23 protein-coding genes are annotated in these 22,307 nt (G+C 60.3%); 16 read left to right on the forward strand and 7 right to left on the reverse strand.

All coding sequences use genetic code 11. The features are described 5' to 3' along the window. The first annotated feature begins 179 nt into the window (after positions 1-179). Together purM and purN are read left to right on the forward strand one after the other, a co-directional pair. Entirely contained in the window at positions 180-1,253 is a 1,074-nt protein-coding gene (gene purM / locus AC13QY_RS18150; RefSeq protein WP_145631643.1) for a phosphoribosylformylglycinamidine cyclo-ligase, read from the forward strand. Then, positions 1,250-1,921, forward strand: coding sequence for a phosphoribosylglycinamide formyltransferase (gene purN / locus AC13QY_RS18155; protein WP_113354697.1), 672 nt, complete (start codon positions 1,250-1,252; stop codon positions 1,919-1,921). The genes purM and purN overlap by 4 nt, the downstream gene beginning before the upstream one ends. 262 nt (positions 1,922-2,183) lie before the next feature. Here the strand turns inward: purN and AC13QY_RS18160 are convergent, their stop codons facing one another. The 3 genes from AC13QY_RS18160 to AC13QY_RS18170 form a co-directional block, all read right to left on the reverse strand. After that, on the reverse strand, positions 2,184-3,353 hold the full coding sequence (locus AC13QY_RS18160; RefSeq protein ID WP_145631645.1) for an alpha-D-ribose 1-methylphosphonate 5-triphosphate diphosphatase: 1,170 nt from the start codon (positions 3,351-3,353) through the stop codon (positions 2,184-2,186). Between the two features lie 147 nt (positions 3,354-3,500). Beyond that, the gene (locus tag AC13QY_RS18165; RefSeq protein ID WP_145631647.1) at positions 3,501-4,094 is read right to left on the reverse strand and encodes an NUDIX domain-containing protein; all 594 of its coding nucleotides are present in this window, start codon (positions 4,092-4,094) and stop codon (positions 3,501-3,503) included. Beyond that, on the reverse strand, positions 4,091-6,214 hold the full coding sequence (locus tag AC13QY_RS18170) for a molybdopterin-containing oxidoreductase family protein (RefSeq protein ID WP_488493773.1): 2,124 nt from the start codon (positions 6,212-6,214) through the stop codon (positions 4,091-4,093). The genes AC13QY_RS18165 and AC13QY_RS18170 overlap by 4 nt, the downstream gene beginning before the upstream one ends. A gap of 81 nt (positions 6,215-6,295) precedes the next feature. Here AC13QY_RS18170 and AC13QY_RS18175 point away from each other — a divergent pair, with 81 nt between their 5' ends. Further along, positions 6,296-7,147, forward strand: a complete 852-nt coding sequence (locus tag AC13QY_RS18175) for a 23S rRNA (adenine(2030)-N(6))-methyltransferase RlmJ (RefSeq protein WP_145631652.1) — start codon at positions 6,296-6,298, stop codon at positions 7,145-7,147. Positions 7,148-7,180: 33 nt separating this feature from the next. Beyond that, entirely contained in the window at positions 7,181-7,774 is a 594-nt protein-coding gene (locus tag AC13QY_RS18180) for a glutathione S-transferase (RefSeq protein WP_145631654.1), read from the forward strand. 11 nt (positions 7,775-7,785) lie between these two features. Here AC13QY_RS18180 and AC13QY_RS18185 read toward each other — a convergent pair whose 3' ends face one another. Then, on the reverse strand, positions 7,786-8,688 hold the full coding sequence (locus tag AC13QY_RS18185; protein WP_113329060.1) for a LysR family transcriptional regulator: 903 nt from the start codon (positions 8,686-8,688) through the stop codon (positions 7,786-7,788). Positions 8,689-8,811: 123 nt separating this feature from the next. On the opposite strand from AC13QY_RS18185, the gene AC13QY_RS18190 reads away from it, so the two are divergent. Continuing rightward, positions 8,812-9,654, forward strand: coding sequence for an oxidoreductase (locus AC13QY_RS18190; RefSeq protein WP_113329061.1), 843 nt, complete (start codon positions 8,812-8,814; stop codon positions 9,652-9,654). Between the two features lie 73 nt (positions 9,655-9,727). Here the strand turns inward: AC13QY_RS18190 and AC13QY_RS18195 are convergent, their stop codons facing one another. Beyond that, the gene (locus AC13QY_RS18195) at positions 9,728-10,360 is read right to left on the reverse strand and encodes an outer membrane protein (protein ID WP_113329062.1); all 633 of its coding nucleotides are present in this window, start codon (positions 10,358-10,360) and stop codon (positions 9,728-9,730) included. Between the two features lie 364 nt (positions 10,361-10,724). Here AC13QY_RS18195 and AC13QY_RS18200 point away from each other — a divergent pair, with 364 nt between their 5' ends. The 5 genes from AC13QY_RS18200 to AC13QY_RS18220 all read left to right on the forward strand — a co-directional run bounded on the left by AC13QY_RS18200 (position 10,725) and on the right by AC13QY_RS18220 (position 15,169). After that, positions 10,725-11,492 carry an SDR family oxidoreductase gene (locus AC13QY_RS18200; RefSeq protein ID WP_113354690.1) on the forward strand — a complete coding sequence of 256 codons (768 nt, stop codon included), beginning with the start codon at positions 10,725-10,727 and terminating at the stop codon, positions 11,490-11,492. Next, complete coding sequence (uvrC, locus tag AC13QY_RS18205; RefSeq protein WP_113329064.1) at positions 11,489-13,528, forward strand: excinuclease ABC subunit UvrC; 2,040 nt, start codon at positions 11,489-11,491, stop codon at positions 13,526-13,528. The genes AC13QY_RS18200 and uvrC overlap by 4 nt, the downstream gene beginning before the upstream one ends. A 206-nt stretch (positions 13,529-13,734) precedes the next feature. Then, on the forward strand, positions 13,735-14,322 hold the full coding sequence (gene pgsA, locus AC13QY_RS18210) for a CDP-diacylglycerol--glycerol-3-phosphate 3-phosphatidyltransferase (RefSeq protein WP_113354689.1): 588 nt from the start codon (positions 13,735-13,737) through the stop codon (positions 14,320-14,322). Continuing rightward, on the forward strand, positions 14,322-14,576 hold the full coding sequence (gene moaD, locus AC13QY_RS18215; RefSeq protein ID WP_069616328.1) for a molybdopterin converting factor subunit 1: 255 nt from the start codon (positions 14,322-14,324) through the stop codon (positions 14,574-14,576). The genes pgsA and moaD overlap by 1 nt, the downstream gene beginning before the upstream one ends. Before the next feature lie 125 nt (positions 14,577-14,701). Further along, positions 14,702-15,169, forward strand: coding sequence for a molybdenum cofactor biosynthesis protein MoaE (locus AC13QY_RS18220; RefSeq protein WP_488487119.1), 468 nt, complete (start codon positions 14,702-14,704; stop codon positions 15,167-15,169). Between the two features lie 3 nt (positions 15,170-15,172). Here AC13QY_RS18220 and AC13QY_RS18225 read toward each other — a convergent pair whose 3' ends face one another. After that, positions 15,173-16,069 (reverse strand): branched-chain amino acid ABC transporter permease, encoded by an 897-nt coding sequence (locus tag AC13QY_RS18225; protein WP_488487120.1) that lies wholly within the window; start codon positions 16,067-16,069, stop codon positions 15,173-15,175. Positions 16,070-16,136: 67 nt separating this feature from the next. On the opposite strand from AC13QY_RS18225, the gene AC13QY_RS18230 reads away from it, so the two are divergent. Together AC13QY_RS18230 and AC13QY_RS18235 are read left to right on the forward strand one after the other, a co-directional pair. Further along, positions 16,137-16,685: a CGNR zinc finger domain-containing protein gene (locus AC13QY_RS18230; protein ID WP_488487121.1), complete on the forward strand. Its 549-nt coding sequence runs from the start codon at positions 16,137-16,139 to the stop codon at positions 16,683-16,685. Continuing rightward, the gene (locus tag AC13QY_RS18235; RefSeq protein WP_488487122.1) at positions 16,682-17,203 is read left to right on the forward strand and encodes a hypothetical protein; all 522 of its coding nucleotides are present in this window, start codon (positions 16,682-16,684) and stop codon (positions 17,201-17,203) included. Before AC13QY_RS18230 ends, AC13QY_RS18235 begins: the two co-directional genes overlap by 4 nt. A gap of 359 nt (positions 17,204-17,562) precedes the next feature. On the opposite strand, the gene ndk is transcribed toward AC13QY_RS18235, so the two are convergent. After that, positions 17,563-17,985, reverse strand: a complete 423-nt coding sequence (gene ndk / locus AC13QY_RS18240) for a nucleoside-diphosphate kinase (protein WP_069616210.1) — start codon at positions 17,983-17,985, stop codon at positions 17,563-17,565. Positions 17,986-18,177: 192 nt separating this feature from the next. On the opposite strand from ndk, the gene AC13QY_RS18245 reads away from it, so the two are divergent. From AC13QY_RS18245 to AC13QY_RS18260, 4 genes are all read left to right on the forward strand, one after another. Continuing rightward, positions 18,178-18,687: a DinB family protein gene (locus tag AC13QY_RS18245; RefSeq protein WP_113351710.1), complete on the forward strand. Its 510-nt coding sequence runs from the start codon at positions 18,178-18,180 to the stop codon at positions 18,685-18,687. Between the two features lie 157 nt (positions 18,688-18,844). Beyond that, positions 18,845-19,345, forward strand: a complete 501-nt coding sequence (locus AC13QY_RS18250) for a hypothetical protein (RefSeq protein ID WP_113351709.1) — start codon at positions 18,845-18,847, stop codon at positions 19,343-19,345. 49 nt (positions 19,346-19,394) lie between these two features. Continuing rightward, positions 19,395-21,284: an ABC-F family ATP-binding cassette domain-containing protein gene (locus AC13QY_RS18255; protein WP_152096028.1), complete on the forward strand. Its 1,890-nt coding sequence runs from the start codon at positions 19,395-19,397 to the stop codon at positions 21,282-21,284. Positions 21,285-21,388: 104 nt separating this feature from the next. Continuing rightward, positions 21,389-22,282, forward strand: a complete 894-nt coding sequence (locus tag AC13QY_RS18260) for a polysaccharide deacetylase family protein (RefSeq protein ID WP_113329071.1) — start codon at positions 21,389-21,391, stop codon at positions 22,280-22,282. Positions 22,283-22,307 lie beyond the last annotated feature (25 nt).

The following is a 22,307-nucleotide window of genomic DNA, read 5'->3' on the forward strand; positions in this document are numbered from 1 at the left end:
CATAGGATGATGCCGCAATTATGGTCAAGCCTGCGGCCGGAAATCTGCCTTGAGCAATGGGAAGCGGGGAAAATCGAAGGGTTTGCGGCGCTTGCGCCTTGCATAAAGGCCCCTATCATGCAATGGCGAGCCGATCAAAGCCCTGTCATAATGGACGGGCGGCCATCGGAGGCGGAAGCATGAGCCAGTCTGGAAAAAACGGTCTGACCTATAGCGACGCGGGCGTCGATATCGATGCCGGCAACCTGCTGGTCGAAAAGATCAAGCCTGCCGTCCGTTCGACGCGCCGGCCGGGTGCCGATGGTGAAATCGGCGGCTTCGGCGGCCTGTTCGATCTCAAGGCCGCCGGCTTTATCGATCCGGTGCTGGTGGCTGCCAATGACGGCGTCGGAACCAAGCTGAAAATCGCGATCGATGCCAACTATCACGACACTGTCGGCATCGATCTCGTTGCCATGTGCGTGAACGATCTGGTCGTCCAGGGCGCTGAGCCGCTCTTTTTCCTAGATTACTTTGCCACCGGCAAGCTCGACCCGGATCAAGGTGCGGCGATCGTGGGCGGCATCGCGGCCGGCTGCCGTGATGCAGGCTGTGCGCTGATCGGCGGCGAGACCGCGGAAATGCCAGGCATGTATTCCCATGGCGATTACGATCTGGCGGGCTTTGCCGTCGGTGCGGCCGAGCGCGGCCAGCTGCTGCCCTCGGGCGACATTGCCGAAGGCGACATCATTCTCGGCCTCGCTTCGTCAGGCGTTCATTCCAACGGCTTCTCGCTGGTGCGCAAGATCGTCGAGCTTTCCGGTCTTGGCTGGGATGCACCGGCTCCCTTCGCCGAAGGCAAGGCGCTGGGCGAAGCGCTGCTGACACCGACGCGCATCTATGTGAAGCCGCTGCTCAACGCCATCCGCGAAACCCACGCCCTGAAGGCACTTGCACACATCACCGGCGGCGGCTTTCCGGAGAATATTCCGCGCGTACTGCCGAAGCATCTGGCTGCTGAAATCGATCTTGCCGCGGTGAAGGTGCCGCCGGTCTTCTCCTGGCTTGCCAAGACGGGCGGCGTCGAAGCGAAGGAAATGCTGCGCACCTTCAACTGCGGCATCGGCATGATCGTGGTCGTTGCTGCCGAGAACGTTGAGCCCGTGAAGGCCGTGCTTGAGGCAGAAGGCGAAGCCGTCGTTACGCTCGGCCGCATGGTCGCTCGCGAAGAAGGCGCTCCCGGCACCGTCTACAAGGGCACGCTCGCTCTATGACCACGCCGCGCAAACGCGTCGTCGTCTTCATCTCGGGCGGCGGCTCCAACATGCTGGCCCTTCTGAAGGCCACGAAGGCAGCGGACTACCCGGCAGAGATCGTCGGTGTCATCTCCGACAAGGCGGATGCCGGTGGTCTCGCGAAGGCTGCGGCGGAAGGCATTGCGACCTTCGCTTTCGTCCGCAAGGAATTTCCCAGCAAGGAAGCCCATGAAGAGGCGATCCTTTCGCAGCTGGAAGCCCTCTCGCCCGATATCATCTGCCTTGCCGGCTATATGCGGCTGCTCTCCGGCCGCTTCATCCAGGCCTACAAGGGCCGGATCATCAACATCCATCCCTCTCTGCTGCCGCTTTTCCCAGGCCTGCATACGCATCAGCGCGCCATTGACGCGGGCATGCGCATTGCCGGCTGCACCGTGCATTTCGTCACCGAAGGCATGGACGAAGGTCCTGTCGTCGGCCAGGCTGCCGTGCCCGTCTTAACCGACGATACCGCCGGCAGCCTTGCCGCCCGCGTGCTCACGGTCGAGCATCAGCTCTATCCGCAATCGCTGCGGCTGCTGGCGGAAGGCAAGGTCAGGATGGAAGATGGCAAGGCCGTGAGCTTTGGCAAGGCGACTGCTGTCGATGAGCGGCAGATTTTGTCACTGCTTGGAGACGCGGAATAATTACGCAACTCTGGCTTCGAACAGCCCCTCATCCGCCCTTCGGGCACCTTCTCCCCAAGGGGAGAAGGTGGAAGTGCTTCGGATGCTGCCTTTTCAATAACGAAGCTAATCTCGTCCGGGACTGTGTAACTCCATTAGAAGGTGGAAACGTCACCCTCTTAGCGAGATACTTTTGTCGAGCTGGTGCGTCTAGCAAAAACCCCTTCTCCCCTCGGAGAGAAGGTGCCCAAAGGGCGGATGAGGGGGATGCCAGATGCCTCCCTCAAGCCGCCATTGCCATCAGCGGATGCAGCGTGCCGTCGCTATAGACGATGCGGCCGCCGCGGAAGGTGGCGCGGATGCGGTGAACCGAGCCGGGCTCGACGGCGACCAGATCGGCAAGCTGGCCGACAGCGATTTCGCCGCGATCCGTCAGGCCGGCGGAACGGGCGGCGTTGGCGGTTGCCGTCGCAACGGCCGCCGGCAGACCGCCAGCGACAACATCAGCAATCTTGAAAATAGCCGGCACGAAGGCGGCCGGGTGATAATCGGCCGCGATGATGCCGAGTAGACCGGATCGCGCCGCATCCAGCGCGCTGAGATTGCCGGACATGGACTGGCCGCGCAGCGCGTTTGGTGCGCCCATTAGTGTCCAGAGACCGCGGCGGCAGGCTTCCTCCGCCGCCGGTCCGGTCACCGGAAATTCGCTGATCGTCACGCCGAGATCGTGCATCGCCGCCACCTTCTCGGGGCTGTCGTCATCATGCGAGGCGAGCGACAGCTTGTGCTTCAGCGCAAGGTCGACCACTTCATGGAGCTTGCGCTCGATCTCAGGATCCTCGCGCTGCGCAATGCGCTTTGCCACGACCTCCTCGGCCGCCTCACGCGACATGGACCGGCGCTCGGACATGCTGCGGATGTAGCTTTCGATGTCGTTGTACTGCCCCTGCCCCGGTGTATGGTCGGTGAGCGAAACCATATCGACGGAGCCCTCTTCCAGGAGCCGCTCCAGGGTCGGAGCCGCGCCGAGATTGGTGATTTCGTAGCGTGCGTGGACACGATGGTCGATCAGAAGCTCGTCCCGCAGGCTGCCGATGCCACGGATCACTGCCGAAGTGGTTTCGAGCGAACGGACGTGGCCGTAGACGCTTTCGGTCGCAAAGGAGAGCGCCGCGAAAGCGGTGGTGACGCCAGCGGCCGCCAGCTTCTTGTCCAGCTCGTGAATGCCGAAATCGATCGGCATCATCGCATTCGGCCGCGGCGCGATTTCGCGCTCCACCATGTCGCAATGCAGATCGACGAAGCCTGGCATCAGCAAGCGGCCGCCGCCATCAAACGTCGGCTGCTCCACCGGCTCCGAGCGGATTTCGGCAATCACGCCGTCTTCGATGCGCACGGCGCCTCTCTCGACGACTTCATTGGGAAGAACGAGCGTGAAATTGCTGAGCCACATCGGCTTTCTCCTGAAACAGCGTCCATGATCGAAGGAGGCTCGGAAACATTCGAATGTTTCCGGCCAGCACGCCCCGGTAAGCTCGATTCGTGACATTGTGATGAATGGCGAGCAGAGTTTTTACAAAGCTCCCGCTCACCCGTTAGTCTATCTCAAGCTGGCGACATTCAAAGCCGCCCATTGCAGTAGCATGATCGTCTTGGCGTCATAGATATCGCCCTTCTCGATCATCGCCATTGCATCGGACAGGCGAACTTCCAGCCCCTCGATATCCTCATGCTCCTCCGCAAGGCCGCCACCATCGGCTACACGGTCGGACGTATCGATCACCGCGGCGAAGAAATGGATAACCTCGGTCGAGGAACCGGGCGACGTCATCGATTTGAAGAGGAAGCGGACGTCGCGCACGCGAAAGCCGGTCTCTTCCATGGCTTCGCGGCGGATCGCGGCCTCCGGATCGTCACCATCGAGCAGGCCGGCGGGCACCTCGATCATCCGGTCGGGAAGACCGACAAGATGGGACGGAAGACGGTATTGCCGGACGAGTATCACCGTTTCGCGCTTTGGATCATAAAGCAGGATGCAGGCCGCCGGCGTGCGGTGATAGACCTCGCGCTTCAGGCGATGCTTTTCGCCCTGCGAATCCGTGTAGTCGACCTCAAATGTGCTCAGCCGCGTCCATTGATCCGCCAGCGTCCTTTCGCTGACGATTTCGGCTTTCGCCTTTTCGAATTCACTCATGCCATATCCTTGCGGAGCCATACCTTGTTGTCGTGGACAGCCGCGCCGCCATATGGCGCGACCGGATCGGCGCCGGTGAGCACATTGATGCCCTCACCATCGACGTGAGCCTTGTTCGGCCAGAGGCCCTCGGCGATCAGCACGCCCGGCTTCACTTCCGCTGTCACGCGCGCATGCAGGCGGATATTGCCGCGTGTATTGCCGATGCGAACCAGCTCGCCATGAACAATATCAAGCCGTTCGGCATCGGCCGGGTTGACCATCACCTCGGGACGCCCTTCCTTCTGGCGCGACGTCTTCGTTTCCGCGAAACTGGAATTCAGGAAGTTGCGCGATGGCGAGGTCGCGAGCCGGAACGGATGCTCGGGATCGGCCACCTCGATCACATCGACCTGATCCGGAAACTCCGGCAGCTCGACATGCGGCCCGAGCAATCCGACCGATGCTGGCGGACGGTTCGGCGCCGGCTGGTTGGTCCAATCGGGGCGAAAGCGGAACTTGCCGTCGGGATGGGCAAAACCCTTGATAAAATGGGCCTCCTCGAAATCCGGCTGGCGATCGAACCATTTGTGTTCGAGGAAATAATCATAGTCCGGCAGACCGCTTCTGGACAGAACCCGGTCGATCATCTCGCGAGCGGAGAAGCCGAAGCCGGGGCAATCCGCAACGCCGAGGCGTTTGGCGAGCTCCTCGATTACAAAGAGATTGCTGCGCACGGTTGGCGGCGGCTCGACAAGCTTCGGCCCGAGAAGGATGTGGTTCTGGCCACCGGCGCGATAGATGTCGTCATGCTCGACGAACATGGTGGCGGGGATGACGATATCGGCCATGTCAGCCGTATCGGTCATGAACTGCTCGTGCACAGCGACGAAGAGATCGGAACGGGCGAAGCCGCGTTTCACCAGCCGCTGCTCTGGCGCGATATTCACCGGATTGGTGTTCTGGATCAGCATGGCGGTCACGGGACCGCGATGACGCAGCGCCACGGCATCACCGGTCAAGGCGCGGCCGATCTGCGACTGGTCGATCATGCGGATATCCATATCCTTCATGGCGCGGCCGGTCAGCTCGCTCGCATCCATGCGGAAGATATCGCTGTTCGAATGGAAGGCGCCGCCGCCCTCATATTGCCAAGAGCCGAGCACCGTCGCGATCGACGCTGCCGCGTGCATGGCGATCGCGCCATTGCGCTGACGGGTAAAGCCGTAGCCGAGCCGGAAATAGGTCTTCTTCGTCGTCCCCACGAGTTTGGCGAAGGCTTCGATCTCATCGACCGAGAGGCCGGTTATGGCCGCGGCCCATGCCGGGGTTTTCGATTTCAGGTGTTCTTCCAGGCCGGCGGGATCGTCGGCATATTTGGCCATGTAATCGCGGTCGGCATAGCCGTCACGGAAGGCGATGTGCATGACGGCGCAGGCAAGCGCCGCATCCGTGCCCGGCTTGACGATCAGAGCCATGTCGGCCTGCTTCATCGTCGGATTGTCATAGATATCGACGACGACGATCTTGGCGCCGCGTTCCTTGCGGGATTTCACCGCATGGGTCATGACGTTGACTTGGGTGGCAACCGCATTGGTGCCCCAGATGACGACGCAATCAGTACGGCCCATCTCGCGCGGATCGGGGCCACGCAACACGCCCGTCGCCATGGTGAAGCCGGTCCAGGCCGGATTGGTGCAGATCGATGAGAAGAAACCGGAATAGCGCTTGGCATGGCGCAGCCGCTCGATGGAATCGCGCTGCACCCAGCCCATCGTACCGGCATAGAAATAGGGCCAGATCGCCTCGCTGCCGTCCTTCGCTTCAGCCTTGATGAAGGCTTCGGCGATTTCGTCCAGCGCATCGTCCCAGGAGAGCTCCTGCCAGCGCCCCTTACCCTTGGCGCCGGCACGGCGGAGCGGTTTCATCAGACGATCGGGGTGATAAAGCCGTTCGGCATAGCGGGCGACCTTGGCGCAGATGACGCCGGCGGTATAGGAATGATCGTTGGCGCCGCGAACCCGGCCGATTCTGCCGTCTTCAGTCAGATCGACCTCCAGCGCGCAGGTGGAGGGACAGTCATGCGGACAGGCTGTGTGCCCGATGCGCGATTTGGCTTGGATAGGGGTCGCAATGTTCATGAGGTTTGTATATTTCAAGCGGAGACCGGCCACTAGAGACAATCCGGCCCATCTCAACAATTCATGCGGACTTCACCGACAATGAACTATCGGCACATCTACCACGCGGGCAATTTTGCCGATGTCTTGAAACACGCAATCCTCGCCCGCCTCGTCCGCTACATGCAGAACAAGGACAAGGCCTTTCGCGTTCTCGATACCCATGCCGGCATCGGGCTTTACGATCTCTCCTCCGAAGAAGCGCAGAAGACCGGCGAATGGCGAGATGGTATCGGCAAGGTGCTGGAGGCGGAATTGGTGCCGCAAGTGGCGGACCTGCTGGAGCCCTATCTTGCCACCATCCGCGAGCTGAACCCCGAGGGCGGCGTCAGGCTCTATCCCGGCTCGCCGAAGCTTGCCCGCATGCTGTTTCGCCCGCAAGACCGGCTTTCGGCGATGGAACTGCATCCGGATGATTTCCAGCGGCTACACCGCCTCTTCGAAGGCGATCACCATGCCCGCGTTACCGAGCTGGACGGCTGGCTGGCGCTCGGCGCTCATCTGCCGCCAAAGGAGAAGCGCGGCATCGTGCTCGTCGACCCGCCTTTCGAAGAGGAAGGCGAATATGAGCGGCTGATCGAAGGCTTGGCCAAAGCCTGGCGCCGCTTTCCCGGCGGCACCTATTGCCTTTGGTATCCGATCAAGAAGGATGCGCCGATCAAGCCGTTTCACGAGGCACTGCAGGCGCTCGAAATTCCGAAGATGCTCTGCGCGGAGTTGATCGTCAAAAGCGATCGCAGTTTCACCGGGCTCACAGGCTCCGGTCTCATCATCGTCAATCCGCCTTTCACGCTGAAGGACGAGTTGCATGCGCTGCTGCCGGCCCTGAAGGATATTCTGGCGCAGGACCGCTTCGCCTCGCAGCGGGCCTTCTGGCTGCGTGGCGAACATTGAGACTATTCACATCCATATCCCGCAGGTGATTTCATGAGACTTCTTTGCTCGTCCACCTCCCCCTTTTCCAGCAAGGTGCGCATGGCGGCACGCCATCTCGGCATCAAGCTGGAAGAAATTCATGTCGACACAAATGCCGGGCCGACTCTGCTGATCGACAACAATCCGCTCGGCAAGATCCCGACATTGCTGACCGGCGACGGCGAGGCGATTTTCGACAGCCGCGCCATCATGCATTATTTCGATCGTCACGAGGGCGGGCTCTATCCATCGAAGAAGGGCAAGCGCACCGAAATCGAAGTTCTGGAGGCGCTGATCGACGGCACCAACGAGTGCCTGCTGTCGATCGTCTACGAGCGCCGCCTTCGCGAGCCCGAGAAGCAGCATCAGCCCTGGATCGACCGGCAGTGGACGAAGGTCAGCCGCGCCCTCACCCATCTCGACGCCGAGCCGCCGAAGATCGGCAAGAAGCTGCATGCGGGTCATTTCGCGCTTGCCTCCCTTGTCGGCTATCTGCAGCTCCGCTTCGAAGGGCAGTGGGAAGCGGACCATGCGGGATTGATAGACTGGGCGCGCAAATTCGAGAAGCATTTCCCCGATTTTCCAGCGATGAAGCCGCAGGTCTAACGCTGTTCGGCTCAGCTCTGGCGAGCAGTCTCGGCCTTTACAAAATCGATAAAGGCGCGCAAAGCCGTCGGCAGCTGCCGGCGGCTCGGATAATAGAGGAAGAAGCCGGGATAATAGGGGCACCAGTCCTCCAGCACGCGGATCAGCCGGCCATCCCGCAAAGCCGGCAGCGCGTGATCCTCGAACAAGAAGGCTAGACCGGAACCATTGATAGCGGCATCCAGCATGATGTCGAGATCGCAAAGCGTCAGCGGCCCCTGCACATCGATCTCCAGCTCGATGCCTCCTCGCTCGAACTCCCAGCGATAATAGGTGCCGCTCGCAAAACGGTAGCGGATACAGGGGTGGTCCTTCAGATCATGAGGTGTGACCGGTTTAGGGAAACGCTGAAAATATTCCGGCGAGCCGACGATCGCCGTGCGCTGACGAGGGCCAATAGGAATAGCGATCATGTCGGCCGCGATGCTTTCTCCGAACCGTATGCCGGCATCGAAACCGGCGGAAACCGTGTCCACGAGCGCATCGTCCACGACGATTTCCATTTCGATGGCCGGATAAGCCCTCAAGAACCGTGACACGATTGGCAGCAGCACCATCCTGGCGGCGGGGCGCGGGGCGTTGATGCGCAGCTTGCCGTAGGGCTGGCCGCGGAATTTATCGAGATCTTCGAGAGCATCGTCGATATCGAGGAAAGCGGGGCGGATGCGATCGAACAGGCGCTCTCCGGCCTCCGTCAACCCGACACCGCGCGTGGTGCGATTAACCAGCCGCACATCCAACCTCTCCTCGATCGCGCGCAACGAATGGCTGAGCGCTGAAGGCGTCACGCCGAGCTCCACCGCCGCCTTGCGAAAACTGCGGTGTTGGGCAATCGCCAGGAAGATAGCCAGATCGGTCGAACGGATACGCCGCATTGATGAGAATTTCTCAGCACTTTATGGAAGAGAAAGTAGATTATCTCAACGATGCCATCAAGCTACCTTTCTCCTGCAAGCGAATTCCACCCCTGGAATTGCCAACCCACGAAGGAGAAAATCATGCGTGTTTGGTTCATCACGGGCGCATCCCGCGGCTTTGGCGCCCTCATCGCCCAAGAAGCCCTCGCCGCCGGCGACGCCGTTGTCGCTACGGCCCGCAATCCCGCCGGTCTGGCAGAGAAGTTCGGCAACCATCCGAGCCTCCTGCCCGTCGCCCTCGACGTCTCGAACGAAGCGCAGGCTCATGAGGCCGCCGCGGCCGCCGTCAAGCGCTTCGGAAAGATCGATATCCTTGTCAACAATGCCGGTTACGGGCTGCTCGGCGCCGTGGAAGAAGCAACGGCCGAGGAGATCGAGAAGCTCTATGCCACCAACGTCTTTGGCCTGCTGAAGGTGACGCGCGCCATCCTGCCGCATATGCGCCGGCAGCGCTCGGGCCATGTCATCAACATGTCCTCGGTCGGAGGCTATCAGAGCCATGCCGGCTGGGGCGTCTACTGCTCGACAAAGTTCGCGGTCGAAGGCCTATCGGAGGCAATGGCGGCGGAACTCAAGCCGCTTGGCATCAAGGTCACGGTTGTCGAACCCGGCTTCTTCCGCACCGACTTCCTTGATGAGAGCTCGCTTGCCGTCAGCCCGAGCTCGATTGCCGACTACAGGGACACGCCGGCCGGCGTCATGCGCGATTTCGCCGCCGGTCACAATCACGCCCAGCCCGGCGATCCCAACCGCCTTGCAAAATCGATGATCACGCTTGCCCATTCGGCGAACCCACCGCTGCGCATGCCCTTCGGCTCGGATACAATTGGCGCGATCGAGGCCAAGAACGAGTATGTCGCCAAGGAACTGGCCGACTGGCGCGAACTGGCCGTCTCGACTGACTTCCCGACGGATGCCGCCTAAATATTCAGAGGCATAACGCAAAAAAGCCGGGGCAAAACCCCGGCTTTTTCTTCAGGCTTAAGCCTTTGGGTAATCAGAACTTGACGCCGATACCGACCTTGACGCTCTGTTCGTCGTAGCCGCGAGAGAACCGACCGGAGTCGAGGTCGAAGTTCTTCTTGCCGTAGTCCGTGTAACGGTACTCGAGGCGAGCCGTGATGTTGTTGGTGATGAAGGTTTCAGCACCTGCACCGACCGTGTAACCAACAGCCGTCTTGCTGTCAGACGAGGTGTCGTCGGAGAGCTTGTTCTGGCCGAGTGCCAGACCGGCCGTGCCGTACAGCATGAACGGGTTGAAGTCGTAACCGAGGCGACCGCGAACCGAGCCGTTGACACCGTTCTTGGCGGTCAGGCCGTTGCGGGTGCTGTCGGCGCCGGAGTAGCCGAGGTCAGCTTCGATACCATATACGATCTGGCCCTGCTGCCAGTTGTAGCCGGTGAAGGCCTGGCCGCCCCAGGCGTAAGCGTCGCCGTTGCGGTTGAAGTGACCGGCGTTCCAGTCGCCAGCGCCACCGATGTAGAAGCCGGACCAGTTGTTGACGGCCGGAGCTGCTTCCTGGGCGACGGGCGGCTGCGGAATCTGCTCAACAGCGTCAGCAGCCTGAGCTGCGGTGTAGCCGCCGAGAGCGAAAGCGGAGACCATGAGGGTCGTGATAAGAGTACGCATACTTTTCTCCTTTCAGTCCGGTGTGCCCCGCTTACTGTCCTTGACTTCGAAGCGCCACGAGCAATTAAAACATATCCCTCCCGGATCGAGGTTGAAATTGGAATGCAAATGAGGAATTGGAAGAGCCAAAATATGATATCATTGTGGCACAGACGTGGCTGAATTTCGATGTTGCTTCATCGCAACAGAGGAATTGTTAACCCTAATCATCGGTTAAACTGTGTATACTTATTTTAAACTAAATATATCTCAAGTTTTACATAAGAAACCCCAAAGCGCATCATTCGCTCATGCATCTTTTCATATGGTGTATCGACGCCCTATATGAGCATCGATTGGGTAACGACGAGCAAAAGGCGATCTCTTGAGCCAGGAAAAACTACGTACGGCGCTGATAACCGGCGCTTCCAAAAGAATAGGCCTGGCAATTGCCGAGGATTTGTCGGCTAATGGCTTCGCCGTGGCATTGCATGCCAATCAGTCCCTCGCCGAGGCCGAGGAAATTGCGGCGAAACTGCGGCAAATGGGCCGGAGAGCCATTGCGATCAAGGCGGATCTGCAGAATTTGGGCGAGACTTCAACCCTTGTCGAAAGGGTTGCGGATTCTCTCGGTCCGCTCGATCTTCTGGTGAATAATGCCTCAGCCTTCCTCGGCGATTCCGCCGATCATTTTGACGAAGAAGCCTTCGAGGCGCATTTCGCAATCCATGTGCGGGCGCCGTCGATTCTGGCTGCCGATTTCGTCCGGCAGCTTCCCGAACCGCATCCGGGCCTGATCGTCAACATGGTCGATCAGCGGGTCTGGGCACTCAATCCGCGCTTCTATTCCTATACACTGTCGAAAGCCGCCCTCTGGACGGCGACTCAGACGATGGCGCAGAGCTTTGCGCCGCGTATCCGCGTCAACGCGATCGGCCCAGGCCCGACGGTGCGCAGCGTGCGGCAGACCGAAGAGGACTTTCAAGCGCAGATCGACGGCCTCATATTAAAGGCGGCGCCCGGGCTCGAAGAATTCGGCCGGACCATCCGCTTTCTTTTTGACACGCCCTCGATCACGGGCCAAATGATAGCGCTCGATGGCGGCCAGCACCTTGCCTGGGAAACGCCAGACGTGTCGGAGAGTGCAGAATGAATGGAAGAAAGCTGCCTGACGGCGGCGTTCTCTATGACGAATCAGAGGATATCGAAGACGACATCGAGGTGGAAGGCGATGCCGCAGCCTCCCCTATTGCGCCTGTCGACTGGAACGAAGGCGGAAAGAACGAGACGGGACTGCGCGGCGCCGAGCTGATCGCCGAATTCGTCAAGCGGCTGCCCAACAATCCCGGCGTCTACCGCATGTTCAACGAGGCCGGCGACGTGCTTTACGTCGGCAAGGCCAGGAACCTGAAGAAGCGCGTTTCCAACTATGCCTTGGGCAAGGTGCACTCCAACCGCATCGCCCGCATGGTGCGCGAAACCGCCAATATGGAATTCGTGACCACGCGGACGGAGACGGAAGCGCTGCTGCTGGAAGCGAATCTCATCAAGCGCTTGCGTCCGCGCTTTAACGTTCTGCTGCGCGACGACAAATCCTTTCCCTATATTCTGATTACGGGCGATCATCGCGCGCCGGCGATCTTCAAGCATCGCGGCGCCCGCGCCCGCAAGGGCGACTATTTCGGCCCCTTCGCTTCGGCGGGCGCCGTCGGGCGCACCATCAATTCGCTGCAGCGCGCGTTCCTGATCCGCACCTGCACCGATAGCGTCTTCGAGACGCGCACGCGGCCCTGTCTGCTCTATCAGATCAAGCGCTGTTCCGGCCCCTGCACGCATGAGATCAGCGATGCAGGCTATGCTGAACTGGTACAGGAGGCGAAGGACTTCCTTTCCGGCAAGAGCCAGAACGTCAAGGCGCATATGGCCGAGGCGATGAATGCTGCCGCCGAAGATCTGGATTTCGAACGCGCCGCCATTTTCCGCGACCGTCTGGCGGCGCTCTCGCATGTGCAGAGCCATCAGGGCATCAACCCGGCCGGCGTCGAGGAAGCCGATGTCTTCGCCATCCACCACGAGGGCGGCATTTCCTGCATCCAGGTCTTCTTCTTCCGAACCGGACAGAACTGGGGCAACCGTGCCTATTTCCCGAAGGCCGATCCATCGCTCTCGGGTGCTGAAGTGCTGAACGCTTTCCTCGCGCAATTCTATGACGACAAGCCTGTACCGCGGCAGATCCTGCTGTCGGAGACCATCGAGGAAATCGAACTGCTGGCAGCGGCCCTCAGCGAGAAGGCCGGTCATAAGGTTACGATCCTCGTGCCGCAACGCGGCGAGAAGCGCGATCTGGTCGAACATGTCATTGCCAATGCGCGTGAGGCGCATGGCCGCAAGCTGGCGGAAACCGCCTCGCAATCGCGGCTGCTCGAAGGCTTCAAGGAAACGTTCAAGCTTCCCTACACGCCGCAGCGCATCGAGATTTACGACAACTCTCACATCATGGGCACGAATGCGGTCGGCGGCATGGTCGTGGCCGGGCCGGAAGGCTTCGTCAAAAACCAGTACCGCAAGTTCAACATCAAATCGACCGACATCACGCCGGGCGACGACTTCGGCATGATGCGCGAAGTCATGACCCGCCGTTTCTCTCGTCTCCTGAAGGAGGAAGGCAAGCCCGACCGCAGCGGCGAGACCGACGCCAGCGTCGATGCCGCCGATCGCGCCTTCCCCGCCTGGCCCGATGTCATCCTCATCGACGGCGGCCAAGGGCAAATGACGGCCGTGCGCGCCATTCTCGATGAGCTCGGGATCACCGACAGTGTCATCGCCATCGGCGTCGCCAAGGGCGTCGACCGCGAAGCCGGGCGTGAGCGTTTCTTCGCCCCTTCGCGCGAAAGCTTCTCGCTCCCGCCGCGCGATCCCGTGCTCTATTTCATCCAGCGCATGCGCGACGAGGCGCACCGCTTCGCAATCGGCTCGCATCGCGCCCGGCGCAAGAAGGAGATGGTGAAGAACCCGCTCGACGAGATCGGTGGCATCGGCCCTTCGCGCAAGCGCGCGCTTCTCCAGCATTTCGGCACCGCGAAGGCCGTGTCACGCGCCGCGCTTTCCGACCTGATGGCAGTCGAGGGCATTTCCGAAGCGGTGGCGCGTCAGGTCTATAACCATTTCCACGAGGACGCCGCGAAATAGGGAAAGCTCGTCGCAAATTCCACGCAATAGCGGTGAAAAAACAGAAACAATATTGACGATAAACTGACCAACCCATCATCTAGGGTGTGACCACCAAAAAGTGCGGAGCGGTTTTTGGGATCACACTCCATCAGACGACTTCAGCGGGATGGGATCAACAGTGCCCAATCCGGTTCGGTCGAGACAACAGAAACGAAACGATTTCCATGGCTTCGCGCGCTTACAGCATCCCCAATCTGCTCACCTACGGCCGCATTATCTGCGTACCCCTGATCGTTCTTTGCTTCTTCATCGAGGGTAAGCTGGAGGGCTCCGATTTTGCGCGCTGGGTCGCGCTCTGGATCTTCATCATCGCCTCGATCACCGATTTCCTCGACGGCTATCTCGCGCGCATCTGGAACCAGACCTCGAATATCGGCCGAATGCTCGATCCGATTGCCGACAAACTGCTGGTCTCCGCGATCCTGCTTCTGGTTGCCGCCGACGGTACCATTGCCGGCTGGTCGCTCTGGGCCGCCATCATCATCCTCTGCCGCGAAATCCTGGTTTCGGGCCTGCGTGAGTATCTGGCGGCGTTGAAGGTCAGCGTTCCCGTGACGCGCATCGCAAAATGGAAGACGACGGCCCAGCTCGTCGCCATCGCCTTCCTTCTGGCTGGGCCGGCAGGCGACAAGGTGCTACCCTACACGACAGAGATGGGCATCGTCCTGCTCTGGGTCGCAGCGCTTTTGACCATCTATACCGGCTATGACTATTTCCAGGCCGGGCTAAAGCATGTCGTGGATGAGGAATGATGACGAAACTCGTCTATTTCGCCTGGGTGCGTGAGCGGATCGGTAAGGCCGAGGAAGAGATTTCCCTGCCCGCCGATGTCGTCACCGTCGGCGATCTCCTGAGTCACTTGAAAGGCTTGGGCGAGGAATACGAGGCGGCACTTCAATTCCCCCAGGCGATCCGCGTCGCTATCAACATGGAACATGCGGAGCACGATGAGCCGATCGCCGGAGCGCGGGAGATCGGGCTCTTCCCGCCGATGACCGGGGGGTGAGGAGCGGTCGGGCGAAGCCCGAGTAATCGATCCAGTGAATCGATTGCAGCGACGAACGCCCTGAGCCTTAGCGAAGGGTCGGGAGGCACCTCAGCATGTTTGCGAAGCCGATCAAGGAAATTGCGATGATTTCACCATTCGTCAAAGTCCAGCGCGAGGATTTCGATCTCCAGGCGGAGATCGATCGGCTAGCCGCCGGGCGGCGCGATATCGGCGCTGTCGTGACCTTCTCGGGCCTCTGCCGTGACGAAGGGGGCGCGCTCGGTGCCCTCGAACTCGAACATTATCCCGGCATGGCGGAAGCGGAGATCACCCGCATCGCCAGACTAGCCATCGAGCGTTTCGAGCTTCTCGGCCTGACCGCCATCCATCGCTTTGGCAAGATCGCGCCCGGCGAGAACATCGTGCTCGTCATTGCCGCGGCACCGCATCGGCAGGCCGCCTTCGACGGCGCCAATTTCGTCATGGATTTTCTGAAGACCTCTGCTCCCTTCTGGAAGAAGGAGCACGGCAAGGATGGCGAAGAAGGCGGCTGGGTTTCCGCCAGGGATGCCGACGATGCCGCGCGAGCCAGGTGGGCCGGCAACAAATAGGCTTCAGGGAACCACTCTTTCACGACGGCTCATGACCAGCAGCAGGACGAGCAGCGAGAAGATGACGAAGTCGCGCCACAGGAACGGGCCGTAGGCACCCCACATGGTTTCGAAGAGGCCGAGAAGTGCCGCCCCACCAGCCGATTTCAGCGGATCGGAATAGCCGCCGACGGCCGCGATCATCAGCACCTTGAGCCCGAACATCAGCCCTGCCCCAAAATCCATCGTTCCATAGTAGGAAGTAGCCAGCAGGCCGCAGATGGTTGCGACGAGGGCTGACGCGACATAGGCCAGCAGGAAGACGCGGTTGGCGCTGGCGCCGCAGAGCTCGGCAGCAAGGGAATCGTCCGTCACCGCCCGCCAGATACGCCCCCAGCCGGTGTATTTCAGCACATAGGCGCCCGCGAGGATGACAAGGATCATCAGGGCCGTATTGAGCAGCTGGATTTCCGTCAGCGTCACGCGGAAATCGCCGCTATCCCAGAAGACGACAGCATCGTTCAGGAAGGATGGCAGCCAGATGCCACGCGTATTCGAGGCAAGCCGCGCCGTTTCCATCAGGATGATCATCATGCCGAGTGCCGCAACGATGACGGTATTCGGCGATTTTCGCGACAGCGGCAGCATGATTGCACGGCCGACGAGGAAGCTGGTGCCGATCGTATAGCCGACGGCGACGACGGCACCGAAGGCAAAGGCGGCCGGCAGAACCAGATACATCTTGGTGTAGCCGACATCGGTAAAGAGCACGAGCATCTGGCCGGCAAAGGCAAACAGCGCGCCATAGGTGATATCGGCCCGCTTCATGACCCCGAAGGCAATGGAATAGCCGAAGGCCAGCGTCGCATACAGTGCAGCGAGCGGAACGGCATTCGCCAGTTGCTGCAGAAGATAAGCCATTCCATCTCTCCGAAGAACCAGCAAATAGTAACTGGCAAAATGAATTTTACCAGTTATAATTTTCGCCATGAGTTTTTCCTGGACCCCACATCGCTTCTCCGGCGGCGCACTCGCGCTCGATGTCGCCAACAGCGTGATCCTGCGCCATGACGACGGGCGTCGGATCGACCGCTTCGAGGCACCGGGACAGATGGATAGCTTCCCGAAGGCGGCTGCCAATTTCTGCGCGGAGCGAGCGCTCTTCGGCGATATCCTGCCCGTGAAGCGGGAAAACCAGGCCGATTTCGTTGCCCTCCGCGAGTTGATCGACCGCTATTTCCGGGCACGCATTCTTGGCGAGGCTGTCGATCTGCTGCTTGCGGATCTGCTTGCGGCATTGGCGAAAGTTCTGAAACGAGCCTCATCCGGTGGACTCGATGCCGCGACCGTGCATTCGACGCTGCGCCTCATCGCCATGCCCGATCCCGAACGAATGAAAATATGCCGCAACTGCGGCTGGCTCTTCATCGACCGCAGCAAGAACAAAAGCCGCGCCTGGTGCGACATGGCGGTTTGCGGCAACCGAGCCAAGGCTAGCCGGCACTACCGGCGCAAGAAGGAGGAGACTGCGCCATGACAATAAGAAGGATTATGCTGACAACAATAAGTGTCGGGATCATCGCCGGCCTGGCGCTGGCCGGCTGCCAGAGGAAAGACGACGAAGGCCCGACCCAGCTCACCGGTCGCCTTTTCGTCTTCAACTATCGCGTGGCGAGCGCAAGCTACATGATCACGCTCAAGAAGATCGCCCCGATCCCGGAGGGAACAAAGGCGATCGCGGAATTCGAAAATCCCGCGGGCGGCAACCCACTCGTCGTCACCCAGAAGATCTATACATTCTGGGACAAGATCACGCTGGAAAGCCCGGACCTGCACTGCGTGCGCAAGGACCGCCCCTATGCCGTCTCGATCAAGCTGGTGGATGCCAGCGACAAGACTATCCAGACGATCAAGACCGAAGTCAAATCCGATCTCGACCAGACCGTGCTGCCGACGAAACCGCTGGTCGTCGGCCCGGTCTATACCGCCAATCCGGATGTCTTCAAAGGTGACGGCAGCGCCGATTACGGGAAGGATATGGCCTGCCCGGCTTGAGAGGCAGCAGCGGGATAGTCTCCTCTTCCCACTCGCGGTAGGACAATCACATATGGGGTAATCAGCGCCGGAAATCCCTTCTCCCCTCGGGGAGAAGGTGGCCCGAAGGGTCGGATGAGGGGGTTACGATTTGAATTCATGAATTTTGGTGGTCTTGGCGCGCACCCCCTCATCCGCCTTGCGGCACCTTCTCCCCAAGGGGAGAAGGAGGACGGCGGCGATTTCAGTTCATATGCGATACCCCCTGCCGCCCACGGGGAGAGGGAGTCTAATTTGCCTGCATGAAAAAAGCCGGGATGCGAGGTCCCGGCTTTCATGAGTCAATTCAAATCGTTCAGCGCTGAAGCTGAGAGGCTGATTCAGCCGACGATTTCGGTTTCGGAGAACCAGTAGGCGATTTCGACGGCAGCCGTTTCCGGAGCGTCCGAGCCGTGAACGGAGTTTTCGCCGATCGAAAGGGCGAAGGTCTTGCGGATCGTGCCTTCGGCAGCGTTGGCCGGGTTGGTCGCGCCCATGATTTCGCGGTTCTTCAGGATGGCGTTTTCGCCTTCCAGAACCTGAACGACGGTCGGGCCGGAGGTCATGCCTTCAACGAGTTCGCCGAAGAACGGACGTTCCTTGTGAACGGCGTAGAAGCCTTCAGCTTCGCGCTTGCTCATCCAGACGCGCTTGGAGGCGATGACGCGCAGGCCATTGTCTTCAAAAACCTTGGTGATGGCGCCGGTCAGGTTGCGCTTCGTCGCATCCGGCTTGATCATCGAGAAAGTACGTTCAATCGCCATGGGTCCATTCCTTGTAATCAGAGAAAAGTGGGCGGTCTTTACCTGCCCCAAGGCCCGAAAACAAGGGGGATCGGCCAATTTCACGCCGCTGTCACAGTCCGAGCAGCTGATTCGCGATCTGCTGGGTGGCGAAGCGGCTGTCCGCCACCAAACTTCGCGATAAAATCACCACCACTATAAGAGGAGACGCATATGCTCAAACATTTCAAGATGCTTGCCGACTATAATCGCTGGGCCAATGTCCAGGTCTACAATGCCGCAGCAGACCTCAGCGACGCCGAATTTCACGAAGACCGCGGCGCCTTCTTCGGCTCGCTCCACGGAACGCTCAATCATCTGCTGATAGCGGACCGGCTGTGGATGCACCGTTTCAACGGCACTGGCGGCGTACCTGCGTCACTCGATACCGTCCTACATGACACCCTTGAAGGCCTTTACAGCTTACGGGAGGCGGAAGATCGAAATATCATTACTTGGTTGGAAACGCTCGATGCCGATGCACTTGCCTCCGACATCACCTATACCTCGATCCTGCGCCCGGGCGCCATCACCGTTCCCCTCCATGCGGCGGTATCCCATATGTTCAACCATCACACCCATCACCGCGGCCAGTGCCACACTATCCTCACATCCATGGGCAAGCCGTCACTGGTGCTGGACCTCCTGCATTTTCTGCGCAGCGAAGGACAGCACTGGATGTAGCCAAGGGGAGAACCGTCGTTTCCCATCTTCGCCCAGACGTTGATCACATGCCTCATTTTGTTGCGCTGCGGCGAGGATCGGCCGTCTTGTTCATGTTCCCTTAACCTGCCGACCTGCAGATTGATAAGATATATCAGCTCACGGTCCAAAGGCAGGCATGAAGAACTCGCAGACAAGCGTTTCGGCATATTCCATCGATGACGATGAAACGGAAACCGAGCTTGAGGTTATCGGCCGCTTCATGACGCGGCTGAAGGTGAAAAACCTGCCGCGCAACTATCAGCTCTTCTATGAAGCGCTCTATGGCCAGGACCGCTGTCTTGCCGAAGAGATCGAGGCGCTTGGCCCCCTTCCCCCGCAAAGCGGGCTCGACGAGATTGGCCTGAAGCATCGCCTTGTCAGCCATTGCGGGCTGGTGGCGCGCAAATCCGAGAGCGACGCGGCCGAGATGCTGCGCGAAGTCGCCGATCAGCTCGCCAAGGGGCTGATGAAAAAGCAGCATTTTGCCCGCGAGATCGACACGACTCCGCATGCCAATGCTGCACTCGACAGCCTCAATGCCTCGCTCAGCAATCTCATGCTCTATGAAACGGAGCTGACCGAGCGGCTGCGTAACTGCGCCAATCTCTCGAAATCCTCGCAGAAGGCCGGCGCCTAAGCGCCGTCCCGCTCTTGCCTTCAGCGTCGAGTTCGGCCAAAACCGCGCCATGATTTCGATTTCAGACCTTTCCGCCCGCATTGCCGGCCGCCTTCTCATCGACCATGCCAGCGTGACGCTTCCGGCGGGCACGAAGGCTGGCCTCGTCGGCAAGAACGGTGCTGGCAAATCCACGCTGTTCAGGATCATCACCGGCGATCTCGCTGCCGAGAGCGGCTCGGTCTCGATCCCCCGCAATGCCCGCATCGGCCAGGTGGCGCAGGAGGCACCCGGCACCGAGGAGCCTTTGATCGATATCGTCCTGGCAGCCGACAAGGAACGCTCCGCATTGCTTGCGGAAGCCGAGACCGCAACCGATCCGCACCGCATCGCCGATATCCAGACGCGGCTTGCCGATATCGATGCGCATTCGGCTGAAGCGCGCGCCGCCAGTATCCTTGCCGGCCTCGGCTTCGACCATGAGGCGCAGAAGCGCCCCGCCTCCTCCTTCTCCGGTGGCTGGCGCATGCGCGTTGCGCTCGCGGCCGTCTTGTTTTCCGAGCCGGATCTGTTGCTGCTCGACGAACCGACGAACTATCTCGACCTTGAAGGCACGCTCTGGCTGGAGGACTACATCCGCCGCTATCCGCACACGGTCATCATCATTTCGCACGACCGCGATCTGCTGAACACGGCCGTTAATTCCATCGTGCATCTCGACCAGAAGAAGCTCACCTTCTATCGCGGCTCCTACGATCAGTTCGAGCGGCAGAAGGCTGAGGCCGACGAGTTGCAGATGAAGGCGAAGGCGAAGAACGATGCAGCCCGCAAGCACCTGCAGAGCTTCATCGACCGCTTCAAGGCCAAGGCCTCGAAGGCGCGGCAGGCGCAATCGCGCATCAAGGCACTGGAGCGCATGGGCACCGTCGCCGCCGTCATCGAAGACCATGTGATGGGCTTCAGCTTTCCGGAACCCGAAAAGCAGCCCGCCTCGCCGATCATCGCAATCAGCAGCGGTGCCGTCGGCTATGAGCCGGGCAAGCCGATCCTGAAACGGCTGAACCTGCGCATCGATGCCGACGACCGCATCGCGCTGCTCGGCTCCAACGGCAACGGCAAATCGACCTTCGCGAAGTTCATTTCCGGGCGGCTGGGCGCAGAAAGCGGCGAAGTCAGGCTCGCACCGAACCTGAAGATCGGCTTCTTCGCCCAACACCAGCTCGACGATCTCATCCCCAACCAGACGGCCGTCGAGCATGTCCGCCGCCGCATGCCCGAAACGCCGGAAGCGAAGGTGCGCGCCCGCGTCGCGCAGATGGGGCTTGCGACGGAGAAGATGGACACGCAGGTCAAGGATCTCTCCGGCGGCGAGAAGGCACGGCTTCTCATGGGCCTTGCCGCCTTCGACGCACCGAACCTGCTGATCCTCGACGAACCGACGAACCATCTCGATATCGACAGCCGCAACGCGCTGATCCAGGCGCTGAACGATTATTCCGGCGCCGTCATCCTGATCTCGCACGACCGTCACCTGATCGAAGCCACCGTCGATCGGCTGTGGCTGGTGCGCGACGGCACCGTCTCGACCTTCGACGGCGATCTTGAAGAATACCGCAGCCTCGTTGTTGCCAGCCCGAAAGCCAAGGACGACAAGGCCAAGGCAAATACCAGCGACGATTCCGTTTCCAAAGCGGATCAGCGCAAGCTTAATGCCGATCGGCGCGCCTCGCTGGCGCCGCTCAAGAAGAAGATCAATGAAATCGAATCCTTGACCGGCAAGCTTGAGAAACTGATTCAGGCTCTTGACGCAGAACTTGCGGACCCCGCCCTCTATGAGAAGGCACCGGCCAAGGCTGCGGGAAAGGCAAAACAGCGTGCCGATGCGGCAGAAAAGCTCGCGGCGGCCGAGGAGCAGTGGCTGGAACTTTCATCGGAATATGAGAGCGGCATGGCCAGCTGAAGCTGACCGCTTGTTAAGGAATTCGCGGCCGCTCCTAACCGATCATTAACCATAACTGCAGAATATGCGCTCAACTTTCATAGACATAGTGTTGAGCGATTCTGATGAACTACCGTGTGTTGCTGGCTGGCCTCGCCGTGTCCCTGGCTCTCGGAGGATGTGCCACGAAACCAGGCAATGAAGCGTCGCTCAAGAGCAGCTATGCCGCCGAAGAGCCGCGTCACAAGCCGCTGAAGGCCAACGATCCCATCGAGATGGAGCCGAAGAAATGGCTCGTCGCCGATCTCGAAACAAGGAGTGACCTGGCGGGCATGAATGGCCCGCACAATCTCGCCGGCCGGACGCTGGAGGTCTCGTCGCTCAAAGATATCAGGCTCGCCGACAAGGAGGTCATCCTGACCTTCGATGACGGCCCGGCTCCCGGCAAGACGGAGCGCATTCTCGCCACGCTCGACAAATTCGGCGTCAAGGCCGCCTTCATGATGGTCGGCGAAATGGCGCAGGCACATCCGGCGACGGCACGCGAGGTGCTTGCGCATGGCGATGCGATCGGCAGCCACACCTTCCGCCATCCGGATCTCGACAAGATGACCTTCGACGCGGCGATGACCGAGATCGCCCGCGGCAAGGATGCCGTCACCAAGGCGATCGGCACGGACGTTCCCTTCTTCCGCTTCCCCTATCTTGCCGACTCCAAACGCCTGCGCACGGCGATTGCCGCTCGCGACATGATCGTCATGGATGTCGATATCGACAGCAAGGATTACTTCACTTCGACTCCAGCCTCAGTGGTCGATCGCACCATGAAGCAGCTCCATCAGCGCGGCCGCGGCATCGTTCTGATGCACGACATCCATCAGCGCACGGTTAGGATGCTGCCCGTTCTCCTCAGCCGACTGGAGAATGAGGGCTACAAGGTCGTCACGCTGAAATACAAGCGCGAACCGGCCCCGGCGAGCAATATGGTCGCACAGGCCGACACAAAGATGGTCCGCTAAGGCGGGTCGACACCGAAAAATCTAT

It is taken from the genome of Martinezella sp. CNPSo 3795, from assembly GCF_057784475.1.

What these genes read in the sequence shown, in the direction of transcription:
- purM (WP_145631643.1), top strand. Translation starts at nt 180, where the DNA reads ATGAGCCAGTCTGGAAAAAACGGTCTGACCTATAGCGACGCGGGCGTC.
- purN (WP_113354697.1), top strand. Translation starts at nt 1,250, where the DNA reads ATGACCACGCCGCGCAAACGCGTCGTCGTCTTCATCTCGGGCGGCGGC.
- AC13QY_RS18160 (WP_145631645.1), bottom strand. Translation starts at nt 3,353, where the DNA reads ATGTGGCTCAGCAATTTCACGCTCGTTCTTCCCAATGAAGTCGTCGAG.
- AC13QY_RS18165 (WP_145631647.1), bottom strand. Translation starts at nt 4,094, where the DNA reads ATGAGTGAATTCGAAAAGGCGAAAGCCGAAATCGTCAGCGAAAGGACG.
- AC13QY_RS18170 (WP_488493773.1), bottom strand. Translation starts at nt 6,214, where the DNA reads ATGAACATTGCGACCCCTATCCAAGCCAAATCGCGCATCGGGCACACA.
- AC13QY_RS18175 (WP_145631652.1), top strand. Translation starts at nt 6,296, where the DNA reads ATGAACTATCGGCACATCTACCACGCGGGCAATTTTGCCGATGTCTTG.
- AC13QY_RS18180 (WP_145631654.1), top strand. Translation starts at nt 7,181, where the DNA reads ATGAGACTTCTTTGCTCGTCCACCTCCCCCTTTTCCAGCAAGGTGCGC.
- AC13QY_RS18185 (WP_113329060.1), bottom strand. Translation starts at nt 8,688, where the DNA reads ATGCGGCGTATCCGTTCGACCGATCTGGCTATCTTCCTGGCGATTGCC.
- AC13QY_RS18190 (WP_113329061.1), top strand. Translation starts at nt 8,812, where the DNA reads ATGCGTGTTTGGTTCATCACGGGCGCATCCCGCGGCTTTGGCGCCCTC.
- AC13QY_RS18195 (WP_113329062.1), bottom strand. Translation starts at nt 10,360, where the DNA reads ATGCGTACTCTTATCACGACCCTCATGGTCTCCGCTTTCGCTCTCGGC.
- uvrC (WP_113329064.1), top strand. Translation starts at nt 11,489, where the DNA reads ATGAATGGAAGAAAGCTGCCTGACGGCGGCGTTCTCTATGACGAATCA.
- pgsA (WP_113354689.1), top strand. Translation starts at nt 13,735, where the DNA reads ATGGCTTCGCGCGCTTACAGCATCCCCAATCTGCTCACCTACGGCCGC.
- moaD (WP_069616328.1), top strand. Translation starts at nt 14,322, where the DNA reads ATGACGAAACTCGTCTATTTCGCCTGGGTGCGTGAGCGGATCGGTAAG.
- AC13QY_RS18220 (WP_488487119.1), top strand. Translation starts at nt 14,702, where the DNA reads ATGATTTCACCATTCGTCAAAGTCCAGCGCGAGGATTTCGATCTCCAG.
- AC13QY_RS18225 (WP_488487120.1), bottom strand. Translation starts at nt 16,069, where the DNA reads ATGGCTTATCTTCTGCAGCAACTGGCGAATGCCGTTCCGCTCGCTGCA.
- AC13QY_RS18230 (WP_488487121.1), top strand. Translation starts at nt 16,137, where the DNA reads ATGAGTTTTTCCTGGACCCCACATCGCTTCTCCGGCGGCGCACTCGCG.
- AC13QY_RS18235 (WP_488487122.1), top strand. Translation starts at nt 16,682, where the DNA reads ATGACAATAAGAAGGATTATGCTGACAACAATAAGTGTCGGGATCATC.
- ndk (WP_069616210.1), bottom strand. Translation starts at nt 17,985, where the DNA reads ATGGCGATTGAACGTACTTTCTCGATGATCAAGCCGGATGCGACGAAG.
- AC13QY_RS18245 (WP_113351710.1), top strand. Translation starts at nt 18,178, where the DNA reads ATGCTCAAACATTTCAAGATGCTTGCCGACTATAATCGCTGGGCCAAT.
- AC13QY_RS18250 (WP_113351709.1), top strand. Translation starts at nt 18,845, where the DNA reads ATGAAGAACTCGCAGACAAGCGTTTCGGCATATTCCATCGATGACGAT.
- AC13QY_RS18255 (WP_152096028.1), top strand. Translation starts at nt 19,395, where the DNA reads ATGATTTCGATTTCAGACCTTTCCGCCCGCATTGCCGGCCGCCTTCTC.
- AC13QY_RS18260 (WP_113329071.1), top strand. Translation starts at nt 21,389, where the DNA reads ATGAACTACCGTGTGTTGCTGGCTGGCCTCGCCGTGTCCCTGGCTCTC.